The organism is Gemmobacter caeruleus (assembly GCF_008271655.1).
GTDB classification, from domain to species: Bacteria; Pseudomonadota; Alphaproteobacteria; order Rhodobacterales; family Rhodobacteraceae; genus Gemmobacter; species Gemmobacter caeruleus.
The window spans coordinates 47,486-63,652 of the sequence record NZ_VKKX01000022.1 but is presented as its reverse complement, the minus strand read 5'-3'; the positions used below and the strand labels follow the sequence as shown (position 1 = coordinate 63,652).

Here is a 16,167-nt window from a genome sequence, read left to right as displayed (position 1 = left end):
TCTGTCATTCCGGCATCAGGTTGCCGCGCCGCAGGAAATGGGCGGTGGCCGCCCCGACCGGCGCGGCGCCCAGATAGTCATGCCCGGACTGGGCGCAGAAATGCGGCAGATCGACCGCCGCCATGCCATCGGTCGCACGCAGGCGCAGCACCGCGCCCGGGGCCATCGCCATCAGCCGCTTGCGCGCGCGCAGCACCGGCAGCGGGCATAGCAGCCCCTCGCAATCCAGATCGACATCGTAGTCCATGGCGTCACCCCCGGGCTTTTCTTCCTGATAGGGCGGCGCGGGCAGGGGGGCCAGCCCGAAACACGACCGGCGTCGCACGGGGATGTGACATCGGTGCAGGATGACGCCGCCCGCGCGCTGCGCTATCAGGGGCAAAAGGGATGGACATGATCGACTTCGATTTCTTCGCCGCCGGGCTTGCGCCCTCCATGCTGGTCGCGATGCTGGCCGGCATCCTGTCCTTCCTGTCGCCCTGCGTGCTGCCCATCGTGCCGCCCTATCTGGCCTATATGGGCGGCATCTCCATGCCCGAGATGCGCGCCGATGGCCGCGCGGCGCGGCGGCGCATCCTGCTGCCGGCGCTGTTTTTCGTGATGGGGCTTTCGACGGTCTTTCTGATCCTGGGTTTTGCCGCGTCGGCCTTCGGCGTGTTTTTCCTGAGCAATCAGGAGATGTTCGCCCGCATCTCGGGCGTGGCGGTGATCGTGCTGGGCCTGCATTTCCTGGGCGTGTTCCGCATCCCGTTTCTGGATCGCGAGGCCCGGATCGACGCCGGCGATCAGGGCGGATCGGCGCTTGGCGCCTATGTGCTGGGCCTCGCTTTCGCCTTTGGCTGGACCCCCTGCATCGGCCCGCAACTGGGCGCCATCCTGTCGCTGGCGGCCAGCGAGGGCAGCGTCTCGCGCGGCACGGTCCTGCTTGCGGCCTATGCGATCGGGCTGGGCCTGCCTTTCCTGCTGGCCGCGCTGTTCATCGAACGGGCGATCGGCGTCATGGCCCGGCTCAAGCGCCACATGAAACTGATCGAACGCGCCATGGGCCTGTTGCTGATTGCCGTGGGGCTTGCGCTGGTGACCGGCGCGCTGTCGGCCTTTTCGTTCTTCCTGCTCGATACCTTCCCCTCGCTGGGCGCGCTTGGCTGAACGCAGCCGGGCGCTTACCCTATTTTGGCCCGATTGTGCGGCAAGACTGGGGATGAGTGCGAGGGAAGCATTGTCATGCGCGATACAGGATCAGAGGAGCGGCCGTTTCGCCGGCGGGTGTTCTACATCCCCGGTTATGATCCGATTCACCCGCGCCGCTACCGCGAACTCTATCGCAAGGAGGGCGCGGCCCAGGCGGCGCTGTCGGGCTATGAGCTGGCGCTGCGGCCCCGGCAGGGCGGCGGGCGCTACGGCTGGCATGTCAGCACCCGGATGGAAGACCGCGCCACCGAGGCCGAGATCGAGGTGCTGGTCTGGTCCGATATCGTGCGCGGCTCCATGGGGGCCTCGATCCCGGCGACCTATCTGCAATTGCTGCGCACCGCCTGGGCCTATATCGGCAGCGGCGCGCTGTTCCGGCTGATGCAGCTGCGCAAGGGGCCGATCATCGCCGCGCTCTATCCCATCGTGGCGCTGCTGGCGCAACTGGCGCTGGCGCTGCTGGTGGGGCTGGGGCTGTGGCGGGGGATGGCGGCGCTGATCCCCGGCGGGGTGGCCAATGCGGCGGGGGCGGCGCTTGGTCTCGCGGCAGGGGCGCTGATCCTGCGCTGGTTTCAGCGCAATGACGCGCGGTTCTACGCCTATTACCTGATGCATGACTATGCCTATTCCGCCCAGGCCGGCGGCGCCAACCCGCCAGAGCTTGAGGCGCGCATGGCCGATTTCGGGCGCCAGATCGCCGCGGCGCTGCAAGGCCCCTGCGATGAGGTGCTGGTGGTCGGCCATTCCTCTGGCGCGCATCTGGCGGTGTCGATCCTGGCCGATCTTGTGCGCCAGGGCCTGCCGCCCGACGCGCCGCCGCTGTCGCTGCTGACGCTGGGCCATGTGGTGCCCATGGTCAGCTTCCTGCCCGAGGCACGACGCCTGCGCGGCGATCTGGCCTTTCTGTCGGCCCGGCCAGAGGTGACCTGGGTCGATGTGACCGCGCCGGGCGATGGCTGTGCCTTCGCGCTCTGCGATCCGGTCCGGGTGACGGGTGTCGCCCCCCCGGATCAGCGCTGGCCGCTGATCTTTTCGGCGGCCTTCACCCAGACCCTGCGCCCCGAGACCTGGGCAAGCCTCAAACGCCGCTATTTCCGACTGCATTTCCAGTATCTCTGTGCTTTCGACAACCTGCCGGGGCAGGCGTGGGATTACGATTACTTCCGCATCTCCGCCGGGCCGCGCACCCTGGCGGCGCGGTTTGCGGCGCGGCCTCCGTCAAAAAGCCGCATTGACCGTGCGGCCAACCGCTTTACCACTGTGGCATGATCCCGCCCAAACCCCCCGCGCGCCCCGACAAGGTCTCGCTCTGGCGCTATTTCCGGCTGTTTCGCCGCGATATCCTGTCGGCCCAGCCCGCGCGGCTCTATCGCGCCTGGATGGCCGAATTTCGCACCCCCTTTTTCCGCAGCTATCTGTGCAACGACGCCGCCCTGGTCGATCTGGTGCTGAAGACGCGACCACGGGATTTCCCCAAATCCGACCGCGTGCGCGAAGGGCTGACACCGCTTCTGGGCAATTCGGTCTTTGTCACCAATGGCCCGGTCTGGGAACGCCAACGCCGCATCATCGACCCGGCCTTCGAGGGCGGGCGACTGCGCGACACCTTCCCCGCCATGTGGGATGCGGGCGTCGCGATGGTGGAGCGGCTGCGCCCCGCCGCCACCGGCACCCCGCATGAGATGGAGCTGGAAACCAGCCACGCCGCCGCCGACGTGATCTTTCGCACGCTCTTTTCGATCCCGATCGAAAATGCCGTGGCGGGGGCGGTGTTTCACGAATTCCGCGCCCATCAGACCGCGCAACCCGTGGTCAATCTGGGCGCGCTGCTGCCGCTCCCCCGCTGGTTTCCGCGCTTTCACAGCCGCCAGACCCGCGCCACGGCACGGCGCATCCGCAGCCTGATCGCCGCGCTGACGGCCGAGCGCGCGCAGGCCATCGCCGCCGGCACCGCGCCCGATGACCTGGCGACCAAGATCATGACCTTCGCCGATCCCGAAACCGGCCAGCGTTTTGATACCGCCGAAATGGTCGATCAGGTGGCGATCTTCTTTCTCGCCGGGCATGAAACCTCGGCCTCGGCGCTGGCCTGGGCGCTTTATCTGCTGGCCACCCACCCCGACTGGCAAGACAGGGTCGCGGCCGAGGCGCAGGCAGAACTGGGCGAGGTGCCCTATTTCTCGGTCATCAATCGCCTGAAAACCGCCCGCGCCGTCTTCCGCGAGGCATTGCGCCTCTACCCGCCGGTGCCGATGATGGTGCGCGAGACACGCTGCCCGGTGCCCCTGCGCGACCGCACCGCCCCCGCCGGCGCCCAGATCGTGCTGAGCCCCTGGCACCTGCACCGCCACGAACGCATCTGGGATGCCCCCGACCGCTTCGACCCCGCGCGCTTCGACACGCCCAATGGCAAGGCAGGCCTGCGCGACGCCTTCCTGCCCTTCTCCGCCGGGCCGCGCGTCTGCCCCGGCGCGGGCTTTGCCATGGCCGAGGGGCCGCTCCTCCTCGCCATGCTGCTGCGCGCCTACCGGATCGACCCGGTGCCGGAGCGCATCCCCGAACCCGTGGCCTATCTGACCGTGCGCGCCCGTCGCGGCATCTGGCTGCGCCTCACCCCCCGCGCAGCACCAGCGGCCACCGCCGCGCCATGAGTATTTGGACAAGAAGCAAAGGCCAGACCCGGTGCGCCCGGCTTTCGCCCTTTGCTTCTTGCCCAAATACTCAACCTGCCGACAGCGCCGCCAGAGCGGCGGCGGGGGCAGGGCGATAGCGGAGGGAAGGTGCAGGATTCTGTTGCCAGGCTCCTGCGGGCCCCGCCTTACGCGGCTAAGCGCAAGGGCTTGAGGTTTCGGTTACCCGAACTGCTTACGCAGCCAGAGCGACCGGAGCACGGTTGTCGTTGGCAACTGTACTTTTGCACCGATAACGGTGGTGGCTCACCGAGCGAAAGCTGGCCTCTTTAGACGTTCGTCGATCCTGTTTCGGCCCCCTCCGCCCCCAACGAGGGAGTATTGGTGGAGCCGCCGGGTACCGCCCCCGGGTCCGATCCGCGTATTACAGGTGCGTTTATCGCCATAGTCCGGGCGAACCCGAACGGCCCAGATATAGGGCGCCCGGCCCGGCGTTGCAAGCGCGGGCGCGCGCATCGCGCGCGACCCCGCAAAAACAGCAAGGCCCGGGCAAAGCCCGGGCCTTTCCGTGTAACAAGCCTGCGAGGCGCTCAGAAGCCGGCCTTGATCGCCTCGAATTCCTCGATCATCTTGGTGCGGAATTCGGTCGGGACCGGGGTCTGGGCGAACAGGGTGGTGGTCACCGGATCGACATAGGCCGCCTTTAGCGCGTCTTCCGGCATTTCCTTCATCGCGGCATCGTTCGACAGGGCGTAGCCCAGGCTTTCGAGCAGCGCCGGCGCCGAGCTGTGGGCGAGAAGGCTGTTGATGAAATCATAGGCCTTGTCTTCCTTGCCCGGCCCGTCCTTCATGTTGACAAAACCGCAGAACCAGGTGGCCGCGCCCTCTGCCGGGCTGCGCTGGAAGCCCACCGGAAATTCCTCGCCCTTCAGCGTCGCCACGCCGTCATTCCACGACCAGGCGACCAGCACCTCGCCGGTGGCCATCAACTGCGCCATTTCGGCCGGGTCCGACCAATAGGCGCGCACATTCGGATGCACCGCGCGCAGCCAGTCGGCCGCCGCCTGGAATTGCTCGTCGGTCACGTTTTCCCAGGCGGTGACGCCGGTGGCGAGGAAGGCCAGCGACCACACATCGTCGGTGCTGTCCGGCAGCGAGATGCGCCCGGCATATTTCGGGTCCTTGAAGACCTGAAGCGTGGCGACATCGGCCTCGGGCACGTCCTTGGTGTTATAGGCGATGGCGGTATAGGCATAGTCGGTCGGGATGAACCAGACGCCCTGATCGTCCTTGAAGATGGCGGAATCGAGCATGCGCGGCGCGATATTGGCAAATTCCGGGATCTTGGCCGGATCCCAGGGCTCGATCAGCCCGGCTTCGCGATAGCGCCCGACATGGGCCGCGCAGGGATGGACGACATCGGTCTTGAAGCCCGACGACACTTTCTGGAAAGCCTCGTCATCATCGGCAAAGAACGAATAGGTCGGCTTGTCGCCATTCTTGGCGACATATTCGGTCAGCACCCCGTCGATATCCCAGCCGGCCCAGTCCAGCACGGTCATGTCGGGATCGGCGGCCAGGGCGGGCATCGCGAAGGCCAGAGAGGCGCCGGTCAGAAGGGTCATGCGAAGGGTCATGGAGGCTCCTTGGTGAATGGGCCGGCGCCTTCTCCCCTCGAAGGCGCATGGCGGACTGCGACGACGCTAAGCGAGGGGCGGCGCCCGCTCAAGGCAAAATTCGGCCGATTTCCCGCGCGTCAGCAAGATATTGCCTGATTTGATCAAAATTTCGGCAGCGGCGAAAACCGCCCCACGCCGGCTTGCGGCGGCACCGCGCCTCGGGCAGGATCGCGCCGATCAGGGAGTTCCATGCCATGTCCAACCCGCGTCTCGATGTCGATTTCGTCCGCAGCCAGTTTCCCGCCTTTCAAAGCCCCGCCCTGGAAGGGCAGGCGTTTTTCGAGAATGCGGGCGGTTCCTATACCTGCAAGCCGGTGATCGACCGGCTGTTCCGCTTTTATCACGACCGCAAGGTGCAGCCCTATGCACCCTATGCCGCCAGCCAGCAGGGCGGCGCCGAGATGGACGAGGCGCGGGCGCGCCTGGCCGCCATGATGGGGGTGGAGCGGGACGAGCTGTCCTTCGGCCCCTCGACCAGCGCCAATACCTTTGTGCTGGCCAATGCGGTGCGGCAATGGCTGCGCGGCAAGAAGGCCGCGATTGTCGTCACCAATCAGGATCACGAGGCCAATAGCGGCGTCTGGCGCCGGCTGGCCGATGAAGGGATTGAGGTGCGGGAATGGGCGATCGACCCCGAGACCGGGCATCTGGACCCGGCTGCGCTGGCGCCGCTGCTGGAGGATGGCCGGGTGAAGCTGGTCTGTTTTCCGCATTGCTCCAACGTGGTGGCCGAGATCAACCCGGTGGCCGAGATCTGCGCCATGGCGAAATCGGCCGGGGCCTTTACCTGCGTCGATGGGGTGAGCTACGCGCCGCACGGCTTTCCCGACATTCCGGCGCTTGGGGCCGATATCTATCTGTTTTCGGCCTACAAGACCTATGGCCCGCATCAGGGCATCATGGTGCTGCGCCGCAAGGTCGGGCAGGCGCTGCCCAACCAGGCGCATTATTTCAATGGCGATGTGCTCTATAAGCGCTTTACCCCGGCGGGCCCGGATCATGCCCAGGTCGCGGCCTGCGCCGGCATGGCCGATTATGTCGATGCGCTTTATGCCCATCATTTCGGCAATGGCCATGCCAGCCCGCTGGCGCGCAATGGCGCGGTGCATGACCTGATGCGCGGCCATGAAATCGCGCTGGCACAGCCGCTGCTCGATTATCTCGCCGCGCGCAATGACCTGCGCCTGATCGGGCCGCGTCAGGCGGCGGGCCGCGCGCCCACCGTCGCGGTGGCGCTGGACCGCCCGGCCGAGCCTGTGGCGGCGGCGCTGGCCGCGCACGGGATCATGGCGGGGGGCGGCGATTTCTATGCGGTGCGGCCGCTGGGGGCGCTTGGTGTCGATCTGGGGCGCGGGGTGCTGCGGCTCAGCTTCGTGCATTACACCACCGAGGCCGAGATCGCCCGGCTGATCGCCGCGCTGGACCGCGTTCTGAATGGCTGAGCGCTTGACCACGGGGAAACCCCCTTTCCATCGCGCGGGGGGCACCCTATGGTGAGGAGGACGAAGCAGAGGTGCTGAATGGCCCGCACGATTGACTATGGCAACCTGATGCACCGCGCGATGCGCGGCCTGATCCAGTCGGTGCTGGAGGATGTGGCCGCGCACGGGTTGCCGGGCGCGCATCACTTCTTCATCACTTTCGACACCACGCATCCGGGGGTGGCGATCGCCGATTGGCTGCGGGCGCGCTATCCGCAGGAAATGACGGTGGTGCTGCAACACTGGTTCGAGAATCTCGAGGTCGATGACGAGGGTTTCTCGATCACGCTCAATTTCGGCAACAGCCCCGAGCCGCTGGTGATTCCCTTCGATGCGGTGCGCACCTTCGTCGATCCCTCGGTGGAATTCGGCCTGCGGTTTGAAACCCATGCCGAAGAAGACGAGGATGAGGAGGAGGACGAGCTGGAGGTCGAGGAGGCCGCCGAGCCGCCCCATGCCGCCGAAATCGTCAGCCTCGACAAGTTCCGCAAATAGGCCGATCTTTCCGCGAAAGATCGCCATGCCCGATTTTTCGTCGAAAAATCGTCTGTGTCGCCGGGATGTTAGCGGTATACATTCGCATACCGATTGATTTTCCGCCCGGGCATGGCCTAGAAGGGGCGGGAAAATCTCTGGAGGCTTGCCCATGACCGCCACCCGCACCGAAACCGACAGCTTTGGCCCGCTCGAGGTTCCCGCCGACAAATACTGGGGCGCGCAGACCCAGCGGTCGATCATCAATTTCCCGATCGGCTGGGAACGCCAGCCCGTCGCGATCATCCGCGCGCTTGGCGTCATCAAGAAGGCCTGCGCGCTGGTGAACAAGGCGCAGGGCGACATGCCCGCCGAACTGGCCGATGCCATCGCCGCCGCCGCGACCGAGGTGATCGACGGCAAGTTCGACGACAATTTCCCGCTGGTGGTCTGGCAGACCGGCTCGGGCACGCAATCGAACATGAATGCCAACGAGGTCATCTCGAACCGCGCGATCGAAATGCTCGGTGGCGTGATGGGGTCGAAAAAGCCGGTCCATCCGAACGACCATTGCAACATGGGGCAGTCGTCCAACGACACTTTCCCGACCGCGATGCATGTCGCCATTGGCATGATGGCGCGCGACGTGCTGCTGCCGGGGCTGGAGAAACTGCACGCCGCCCTGGCCGCCAAGGCCGAGGAATTCAAGGACATCATCAAGATCGGCCGCACCCATACCCAGGATGCGACGCCGCTGACGCTGGGCCAGGAATTCGGCGGCTATGCCAAGCAGGTCGAACGCGGGATCGAGCGGGTGAAGATGTGCCTGCCGCATATCTACGAACTGGCGCAGGGCGGCACCGCCGTCGGCACCGGCCTGAATACCCGCGTGGGCTGGGACAGCCGCGTGGCCGCGCAGATCGCCGAGATCACCGCGCTGCCCTTCGTGACCGCGCCCAACAAGTTTGAGGCGCTGGCCGCGCATGACGCGATGGTCATGTTCTCTGGCGCGCTCAAGACGGTGGCGGCCAGCCTGTTCAAGATCGCCAACGACCTGCGTCTGCTGGGCTCTGGCCCGCGGTCGGGGCTGGGCGAACTGATCCTGCCGGAGAACGAGCCGGGTTCGTCGATCATGCCGGGCAAGGTCAACCCGACCCAGGCCGAGGCGCTGACCATGGTTTGCGCGCATGTGATGGGCAATGACGCCGCCGTCGGCTTTGCCGGCAGCCAGGGCCATTTCGAACTGAACGTCTACAATCCGATGATGTCCTATAACGTGCTGCAATCCATGCAGCTTCTGGGCGATGCGGCCGGGTCGTTCACCGACAACATGGTGGCTGGCACCCAGGCCAATACCGCCCGCATCGACAAGCTGATGAAGGAAAGCCTGATGCTGGTCACGGCGCTGGCCCCGACCATCGGCTATGACAATGCGACCAAGGTCGCCAAGACCGCGCACAAGAACGGCACGACCCTGCGCGAAGAGGCAATCGCACTTGGCTTTGTCGATGGCGAGACCTTTGACCGCATCGTGCGGCCGGAGGACATGATCGGTCCGAAGGGCTGACATGGCCGAGATCGTCAACCTCAACCGGTTCCGCAAGGAAAAGGCGCGCGCCGAGCGGCGCGCGGAGGCCGACGCCAATGCCGTGAAGTTCGGCCGCAGCAAGGCCGAACGCAATCTGGAGGAGGCGCGGGCCGACAAGGCGGCCCGCGACCATGCCGGCCATCTTCGTTCCGGCGGCCCCGCCGAGGACGAGGATGACGGCGCATGAGCGGCCGGCCGGTCAAACGCTCGCTCACCCTCAGCGGGCACCGCACCTCGGTCTCGCTGGAGGATGAATTCTGGCAGGCCTTCCGCGACATGGCGCAGGCGCGCGGGCTGGGCCTGAACGAACTGGCAGTGGAAATCGACGCTGCGCGCGGGGCTGATTGCGGCCTGGCGACGGCGATCCGGCTGGCGGTTCTGCGGCACTATCAGGCGGCCCTTGCGGCAAGGGATTGATCCGGCTGGCGTTTCGGCGCGTAGTAGGGGAATGACCTGACCGGAGCCACCATGCCGCCCCCTTCTGCCGATGCCCCACTGATCCTGTGGTTCCGCCGCGACCTGCGCCTGTCGGATCATCCGATGCTGACGGCGGCGGTGGCGACGGGGCGGCCGCTGATCCCGGTCTTTCTGCTCGATCCTGAAACCGAAGCCATTGGCGCGGCGGCGAAATGGCGGCTTGGGCTGTCACTGGCCGATCTTTCGGCGCGGCTGGCGGCGCGGGGGGCGCGGCTGATCCTGCGGCGCGGCCCGGCGCTGGCGGTGCTGGAGGCGCTGATCGCCGAAACCGGCGCGGCGGGGGTGATGTGGTCGCGCGGCTATGACGGCGCGGGCCGCGCCCGCGACAGCGCGGTCAAGGCGGCGCTGCGGGCGCGGGGCCTGATCGCCGACAGCCATCCGGGGTTTCTGTTGCACGAGCCCTGGACGGTGCAGACCGGGCAGGGCGGCTATTACCGCGTCTATACCCCCTATTGGAACGCGGTGAAGGATCGCCCCGTGGCCGCCGCGCTGCCCGCCCCCCATGCCTGGCCCGCACCGGCAGAATGGCCCGGCTCGGACCGGCTGGAGGACTGGCACCTGGGGGCCGCGATGCGGCGTGGCGCGGCGGTCTGCCTGACCTGGCAGCGCGTGGGCGAGGCGGCGGCGCAAGACCGGCTGGCGGCATTCCTCGCCGACAAGATAGGGCCCTATCGCGAGGCCCGCGACTTTCCCGCCCGTGACGCGACCTCGGGCCTGTCGGAGAACCTGACCTATGGCGAGATCTCGCCCCGCCAGATCTGGCATGCGGGCTTTCGCGCCATGCAGGAAGGGGCGGGCGGCGCGCAACATTTCCTCAAGGAACTGGTCTGGCGCGAATTTGCCTGGCATCTGATGTTCCATGTGCCAAACCTCGCGCGCGACAACTGGCGCCCCGAATGGGACGGCTTTCCCTGGCGCGGCGACAACGAGGATGCCGAGGCCTGGCGGCGTGGCCAGACGGGCGAACCCCTTGTCGATGCCGCGCTGCGCGAGATGTATGTGACCGGCACCATGCACAACCGCGCCCGGATGGTGGCGGCCAGCTACCTGACCAAGCATCTGCTGACCGACTGGCGGGTCGGGCTGGCCTGGTTCGCCGATTGCCTGACCGACTGGGATCCGGCCGCCAATGCGATGGGGTGGCAATGGGTGGCGGGGTCCGGGCCGGATGCGGCGCCCTATTTCCGCATCTTCAACCCGGCCGGTCAGGCCGAAAAGTTCGACCCCGGCGCGCAGTATCGCCGCCGCTTCGTGGCCGAACTCTCGGCCGCGCCGGGCGAGACGGCGCAATCCTGGTTCCGGGCGGTGCCGCGGGCCTGGGGGCTTGATCCCCGGGCGCCCTATCCGGCGCCGCGGATCGGGCTGGCGGCGGGGCGGGCGCGGGCACTGGATGCCTATGCCGGGCTGAAGGCCGACACCCCGCGCGAAGGGCTTGAGTGAAACCGGCCGATCGGCAAACATGGGCCACGCCGAAGGAAGGGGGGGCCATGAGCCTGGAGGATGCGCCGGACCTGCCCCGCTACCTTGCGCAGGTGCTGAAGGTGGCGGGCGGGCTGCAATCGGGGCGGCTGGAGATCGTGCTGCCCGACGGGCGGCGGTTCCGCGCCCAGGGCGCGGCGCCCGGTCCGGCTGCCGAACTGCATCTGCGCGCCCCCGATGTGCTGGCCCGGCTGATCCGCGAGGGCGAACTGGGCTTTTGCGACGCCTATCTGGACGGCGACTGGGATACGCCCGACCTGCAAGCCCTGATGGATCTGGTGCAGGCGCCCGGCAATGACGCGGTGAATGACGGCTTTCCCGGCATGGGCCTGCTGCGCGCCTATGAACGGCTGCGCCACTGGCTGCGCGGCAATTCCCGCCGGCAGGCGCCGCGCAACATCGCCTATCACTATGATCTGGGCAATGAATTCTACCGCCTGTGGCTGGATGCCACGATGACCTATTCCTCGGCGCTGTTTCACAGCGGACAGGAAAGCCTGGAGGCCGCGCAAGAGGCCAAATATGCCTCGTTGCTGCATCAGATGGGGGCGCGGCCAGGCGATCACCTGCTGGAAATCGGCTGCGGCTGGGGGGGCTTTGCCGAATATGCGGCGCGGCGGGGGATGCGGCTGACCTGCCTGACGCTGTCGCGCGAACAGCGCGCCTTTGCGCAGGCGCGGCTGGCGGCGGCGGGGCTGGCCGACCGGGTGGAACTGCGATTGCAGGATTACCGCGATACGGACGGCCTTTATGACGGCATCGCCTCCATCGAGATGTTCGAGGCCGTGGGCGAGAAATACTGGCCCGCCTATTTCACCGCCCTGCATGATCGGCTCCGGCACGGCCGCAATGCCACGCTGCAAATCATCACCGTGCCCGATCGCCGCTTTGCGCAGTATCGGCGCAATGTGGATTTCATCCAGAAATACATCTTTCCCGGCGGGATGCTGCCCTCGCCCGGGGCGCTGCGGGCGCAGATCGGGCGGGCGGGGCTGGTGCTGCGCGGCTCGGTCGAATTCGGCGAAAGCTACAGCCTGACCCTGCGCCGCTGGCACGAACGCTTCAACGCCCATTGGCCCGAAGTGGCGGCGCTTGGCTTTGATGCGCGGTTCCGGCGCATGTGGAATTTCTATCTGACCTCTTGCGCCGGGGCATTTCACGGCGGAAACTGCGACGTGACGCAGGTAACGGTGACGCGCCCCGGATGAAGGGCCGCGCAGCAGGGGTAGGGACATCATGCCGACAGCCGGAAAACTCGCAGGGGCGATCCTGTTCGCCGTGCTGGCCTATGTTCTGGCGGTGAATTACCGCGCGGAACTGCCGCTCGATTATGTGCCGAACGCCTTTTACATCTGGTGCGTGGTGATCGGGCTGCTGTGCGGCTGGCGGGTGATGGGCACGCGCGCCGGTCTGCCCGCGCGGGAGGCACCCAGTTCGGGCATCCTCACGGTGGTCATCACTGTGCTGGTGGCGGTGCTGTTCTTTTCCACGCAGGAAATGCTGCGCCGCTCGGCCAACAAGCTTTACAAGGGCCCGCTGGAGGCCGTGGTCGGCATCTTCGAGATCGCGGCGCATTACATCGGCATGATGGCGACGCCCGCCTTCTTTGGCACGATGATGCTGGGCGGGGTCGCCTGCGGCATGCTGGCGGGGATGGTAGGGCGGCGCTGGCCGTGACCGACCTGTTCTTTTACGGCACGCTTTGCCATCTGCCGCTTCTGGAAACCGTGCTGGGCCGCGCGGTTCAGGTCGAACCGGCGATCCTGCCCGATCATGAGGTGCGCTGGTCGGCCGATGGCCCCTGGCCGGTGATCCGCCCCGCGGCGGGGCAGGTGGCGACGGGCCTGCGCCTTGCCGGGGCAGGGGCCGAGGACATGGCCCGGCTTGACTATTACGAGGGCGGCTTTGGCTATCGCACGCAGCCTCTGACCGTGGCGGGGCGCCCCGCGCTGGTCTGGCTGCCGCCCGAAGGCGCGGCGGTCGCCGGTCCCTGGCACCTGGCCGACTGGGTGCGCGACTGGGGCGCGATTGCCACTGCGACGGCAGGCGATGTCATGGCGCTGATGGGGCAGCGCCCGCCGGCCGAGGTGGTGCGGCGTTACCCGTTGATGCTGGTGCGCGGCGCGAGCCGCGTGCGCGCCGCCGCCGCGGCGCCGACCACGCTGCGCCATGCCGCCCGGCCCGGCGATGTGGTGATCGACCGGATGGAACAGCCGCATGCCCGGTTCTTTGCCATCGAATCCTACGATCTGTCGCATCGCCGCTTTGACGGCGGGATGAGCCCGCGCATCAACCGCGAGGTCTTTGTCTCCGGCGATGCGGTGACGGTGCTGCCCTATGATCCCGTCCGCGACCGGGTGCTGCTGATCGAACAGTTCCGCGCCGGGCCGATGGGGCGGGGCGATCCGCAGCCCTGGCTGCTGGAGGCGATTGCCGGCCGGGTGGATCCGGACGAGACCCCCGAACAGGCCGCGCGCCGCGAGGCGGTGGAGGAGGCGGGCCTGCATCTGGGCGCGCTGGAGCCGGTGGCCGGCTATTACCCGACCCCGGGGGCAAAAAGCGAATATCTTTATTCCTATGTCGCGCTGTGCGATCTGCCCGATGATTGCGCCGGGGTGTTTGGCGTCGCGGGCGAGGCCGAGGATATTCGCGGCCATCTGATCGGCTTTGACCGGCTGATGGAGCTGGTCGCCAGCGGCGAGGTCGCCAATGCGCCGCTTCTGGTGACAGCGCTGTGGTTGCAGCGCGAACGCGCGCGGCTGCGGGGCGCCGCCTAGGGGCCGTAGACCCGGCTTTCCGCCGGCTCTGCCGCCAGGGCCGCGTCGAGGATCGCCAGAAAGGCCGCCTCGGCCCGGTTCCGCCGCGCGCGCGGATTGCGCAAGAGATGCACGTCGATTGCCGGCGGGTCATCCAGCGGCGGCAGGCGCCACAGCCGCCCGGCGGCCACATCCTCGGCCACGACATGCAGGGGCAGCGGCCCGATGCCCAGCCCCGCGACGATCATCCGGCGCACCTCCTCCAGATGGCTGGACTGCCCGACCGGCCCGACCAGCCCCGCGCGCTGGCGCAAGGCGGTGACGGCGGCCAGCGCATCGCCCATCCGGTCGGTCTGAAAGCTGACGGCGGCCTGCCCGCGCAGATCGGCCAGCCGCAGCCCCTGCCGCCCGAACAGCGGATGCGGCGGGCCGCAGAAGAACCCGAAGAATTCACGATAGAAAACCTGGGCTTGCAGGCCGGGGCTCGCCTCATGCAGCAGGCAGATCGCCAGGCTGGCCCGCCCCTCGGCCAGCCGCGTCAGCGCCGCGCGTGACGGCATGATCTCGATCGCAAGCCGCGCCTTGGGGTGGCTTTGATGAAAACGCCGCAGCGCCTCGTCCAGCAGGGGCGAGACGACATGCGAGGTCAGCGCCAGCGTCACCTCGCCCGCCACCTCGCCTGCGGCTTCGGCCATGGCCTCGGCGGCGCGCAGCACCGCACCCTGCACCCGCTCGGCCTCGGCGCGCAGGGCGATGCCTTCGGGCGTCAGCGCGAAATGCCCGGCGCCCCGGTCGATCAGCCGATGCCCGACCCGATCCTCCAGCCGCTTCAACGCCTGACTGACCGAAGGCTGCTTCAGCCCCAGCCTCTCGCCGGCGCGTGTGACCGACCCGGCCTCGGCCAGCGCGAGAAAGACCCGCAGCAGGTTCCAGTCCAGATCACGGGCGAGTTTTTCGGCGGGGCTGAGGCGCATGGCATTCACTATATCAATGCCATGGATTTGAACAATCCATTTGAAGAATGCAGAACCTTGCCCCATCCTGCCCTCCGACCCCTGCCCGGAGACCGCGATGAGCCATCTTTTCTACCTTTCCACCGCCGCGCGCCCCGTGCTGGACCGCGCCGAGGGGATCTATATGTGGGATCGCTCGGGGCGGCGCTTCATCGACGGGTCGTCGGGCGCGATGGTCAGCAATATCGGCCATTCCAACCCCGCCGTGCTGGCCGCGATGCGGGCGCAGATGGACAAATCGACCTTCGGCTATCGCCTGCATTTCGAAACCGAACCGGGCGAACAACTGGCCGCCAAGGTCGCCGCCCTCAGCCCCGCGGGAATGGAAAAGGTGTTCTTCGTCTCCGGCGGGTCCGAGGCGGTGGAAAGCGCGATGAAGCTCGCGCGGCAATATGCGGTGGTGACGGGGCAGGCAAGCCGCTGGAAGGTGATTTCGCGCTTTCCCTCCTATCACGGCTGCACGCTGGGGGCGCTGTCGGTGACGGGCTATGACCCGCTGGTCGATCCCTTCCGCCCGATGATGGTGGAGATGCCGAAAATCCCCGCGCCGCGCGCCTATCTCGACGGGCTGGACGCTGACGACCCCGCCACCGGCGCGCATTATGCCGCCATGCTGGAGGCGCGCATTCTGGCCGAGGGGCCGGAGACGGTGCTGGCCTTCATCCACGAACCCGTGGGCGGCGCCTCGACCGGCGCGCTGGTGCCACCGGCCGGCTATATGCAGGAGGTGCGCGCGATCTGTGACAAATACGGCGTCCTGCTGATCCATGACGAGGTGATGAGCGGCGGCGGCCGCGTCGGCGCCTTCCTTGGTGGTGATCTTTGGGGCGTGGTGCCGGACATCATTGCGATTTCAAAGGGTTTTGGCGCGGGCTATGTGCCGCTTGGCGCGATGATCGCGCAGGAACATATCGTGCAGGCAGTGCAGGATGCAGGCGGGTTCCTGCATGGCCATACCTATGCCGGCAATCCGCTGGCCTGCACCGCCGGTCTGGCCGTGCTGACCGAGATCGAGCGTCAGGGCATGATGGCCAATGCCCGCCATGTCGGGGCACTGCTGAAGACGCGGCTTTCGGCGCTGATGCAGCGCTATGGCTTCATCGGTGATGTGCGGGGCGAGGGGCTGCTTTTGGCTTTTGAGTTCGTTTCCAATCGCGAAACAATGGCGCCGCTGCCGCGCGAGATGAAGGCTTTCGACGATCTGGTCGAACGCGCCTATGCCGAGGGACTGATCATCTATTCCCGCCGCACCCGGGGCGGCTATGAGGGCGATCATTTCCTTGTCTGCCCGCCGATGATCACCACCGAAGCCCAGGTGGACGAGATCATGGAGAAACTGACACGCGCGCTCGATGGTTTCGCCGATGCCCATGCCCGGGCGCTGGCATAAGGGGGAGCT

The 16,167-nt window shown here is 67.3% G+C and carries 17 protein-coding genes and 1 other RNA gene; 13 read left to right on the top strand and 5 right to left on the bottom strand.

All coding sequences use genetic code 11. From position 1 onward, the window contains the following. Positions 1-4: 4 nt before the first annotated feature. A complete protein-coding gene (locus FOA17_RS07255) occupies positions 5-325 on the bottom strand; it encodes a sulfurtransferase TusA family protein (protein ID WP_420841691.1) in 321 nt (106 codons plus the stop codon). Between the two features lie 68 nt (positions 326-393). On the opposite strand from FOA17_RS07255, the gene FOA17_RS07250 reads away from it, so the two are divergent. The 3 genes from FOA17_RS07250 to FOA17_RS07240 all read left to right on the top strand — a co-directional run bounded on the left by FOA17_RS07250 (position 394) and on the right by FOA17_RS07240 (position 3,842). Beyond that, a complete protein-coding gene (locus FOA17_RS07250; RefSeq protein ID WP_149140810.1) occupies positions 394-1,149 on the top strand; it encodes a cytochrome c biogenesis CcdA family protein in 756 nt (251 codons plus the stop codon). Between the two features lie 75 nt (positions 1,150-1,224). Further along, on the top strand, positions 1,225-2,460 hold the full coding sequence (locus tag FOA17_RS07245; protein WP_149140809.1) for a hypothetical protein: 1,236 nt from the start codon (positions 1,225-1,227) through the stop codon (positions 2,458-2,460). Then, positions 2,457-3,842 (top strand): cytochrome P450, encoded by a 1,386-nt coding sequence (locus FOA17_RS07240; RefSeq protein ID WP_149140808.1) that lies wholly within the window; start codon positions 2,457-2,459, stop codon positions 3,840-3,842. The genes FOA17_RS07245 and FOA17_RS07240 overlap by 4 nt, the downstream gene beginning before the upstream one ends. 128 nt (positions 3,843-3,970) lie before the next feature. Here FOA17_RS07240 and ssrA read toward each other — a convergent pair. The 3 genes from ssrA to FOA17_RS19710 all read right to left on the bottom strand — a co-directional run bounded on the left by ssrA (position 3,971) and on the right by FOA17_RS19710 (position 5,696). Next, positions 3,971-4,325, bottom strand: a transfer-messenger RNA (tmRNA) gene (ssrA, locus tag FOA17_RS07235). 86 nt (positions 4,326-4,411) lie between these two features. Continuing rightward, a complete protein-coding gene (locus FOA17_RS07230) occupies positions 4,412-5,458 on the bottom strand; it encodes an ABC transporter substrate-binding protein (RefSeq protein WP_149140807.1) in 1,047 nt (348 codons plus the stop codon). 88 nt (positions 5,459-5,546) lie between these two features. Continuing rightward, entirely contained in the window at positions 5,547-5,696 is a 150-nt protein-coding gene (locus FOA17_RS19710) for a hypothetical protein (RefSeq protein ID WP_162528194.1), read from the bottom strand. On the opposite strand from FOA17_RS19710, the gene FOA17_RS07225 reads away from it, so the two are divergent. From FOA17_RS07225 to FOA17_RS07185, 9 genes are all read left to right on the top strand, one after another. After that, entirely contained in the window at positions 5,695-6,942 is a 1,248-nt protein-coding gene (locus FOA17_RS07225) for an aminotransferase class V-fold PLP-dependent enzyme (RefSeq protein ID WP_149140806.1), read from the top strand. The two genes, FOA17_RS19710 and FOA17_RS07225, sit on opposite strands and share 2 nt — an antisense overlap. A 78-nt stretch (positions 6,943-7,020) precedes the next feature. Then, positions 7,021-7,476, top strand: a complete 456-nt coding sequence (locus tag FOA17_RS07220) for an SspB family protein (protein WP_149140805.1) — start codon at positions 7,021-7,023, stop codon at positions 7,474-7,476. Between the two features lie 151 nt (positions 7,477-7,627). After that, entirely contained in the window at positions 7,628-9,022 is a 1,395-nt protein-coding gene (gene fumC / locus FOA17_RS07215; protein ID WP_149140804.1) for a class II fumarate hydratase, read from the top strand. A gap of 1 nt (position 9,023) precedes the next feature. After that, the gene (locus FOA17_RS07210) at positions 9,024-9,230 is read left to right on the top strand and encodes a DUF4169 family protein (RefSeq protein WP_149140803.1); all 207 of its coding nucleotides are present in this window, start codon (positions 9,024-9,026) and stop codon (positions 9,228-9,230) included. Continuing rightward, the gene (locus FOA17_RS07205; protein WP_149140802.1) at positions 9,227-9,460 is read left to right on the top strand and encodes a ribbon-helix-helix domain-containing protein; all 234 of its coding nucleotides are present in this window, start codon (positions 9,227-9,229) and stop codon (positions 9,458-9,460) included. The genes FOA17_RS07210 and FOA17_RS07205 overlap by 4 nt, the downstream gene beginning before the upstream one ends. Before the next feature lie 51 nt (positions 9,461-9,511). Next, complete coding sequence (locus FOA17_RS07200; protein ID WP_149140801.1) at positions 9,512-10,960, top strand: cryptochrome/photolyase family protein; 1,449 nt, start codon at positions 9,512-9,514, stop codon at positions 10,958-10,960. Between the two features lie 47 nt (positions 10,961-11,007). Continuing rightward, positions 11,008-12,207 carry an SAM-dependent methyltransferase gene (locus FOA17_RS07195; RefSeq protein WP_149140800.1) on the top strand — a complete coding sequence of 400 codons (1,200 nt, stop codon included), beginning with the start codon at positions 11,008-11,010 and terminating at the stop codon, positions 12,205-12,207. Between the two features lie 28 nt (positions 12,208-12,235). Further along, a complete protein-coding gene (locus FOA17_RS07190) occupies positions 12,236-12,676 on the top strand; it encodes a TrgA family protein (protein WP_149140799.1) in 441 nt (146 codons plus the stop codon). Beyond that, entirely contained in the window at positions 12,673-13,776 is a 1,104-nt protein-coding gene (locus tag FOA17_RS07185) for an NUDIX domain-containing protein (RefSeq protein ID WP_149140798.1), read from the top strand. The genes FOA17_RS07190 and FOA17_RS07185 overlap by 4 nt, the downstream gene beginning before the upstream one ends. Here FOA17_RS07185 and FOA17_RS07180 read toward each other — a convergent pair. Then, positions 13,773-14,729 (bottom strand): LysR family transcriptional regulator, encoded by a 957-nt coding sequence (locus FOA17_RS07180; RefSeq protein ID WP_149140797.1) that lies wholly within the window; start codon positions 14,727-14,729, stop codon positions 13,773-13,775. The two genes, FOA17_RS07185 and FOA17_RS07180, sit on opposite strands and share 4 nt — an antisense overlap. A gap of 97 nt (positions 14,730-14,826) precedes the next feature. Between FOA17_RS07180 and FOA17_RS07175 the strand changes: the two genes are divergently transcribed. Next, on the top strand, positions 14,827-16,158 hold the full coding sequence (locus tag FOA17_RS07175; RefSeq protein WP_149140796.1) for an aminotransferase family protein: 1,332 nt from the start codon (positions 14,827-14,829) through the stop codon (positions 16,156-16,158). Positions 16,159-16,167: the final 9 nt, after the last annotated feature.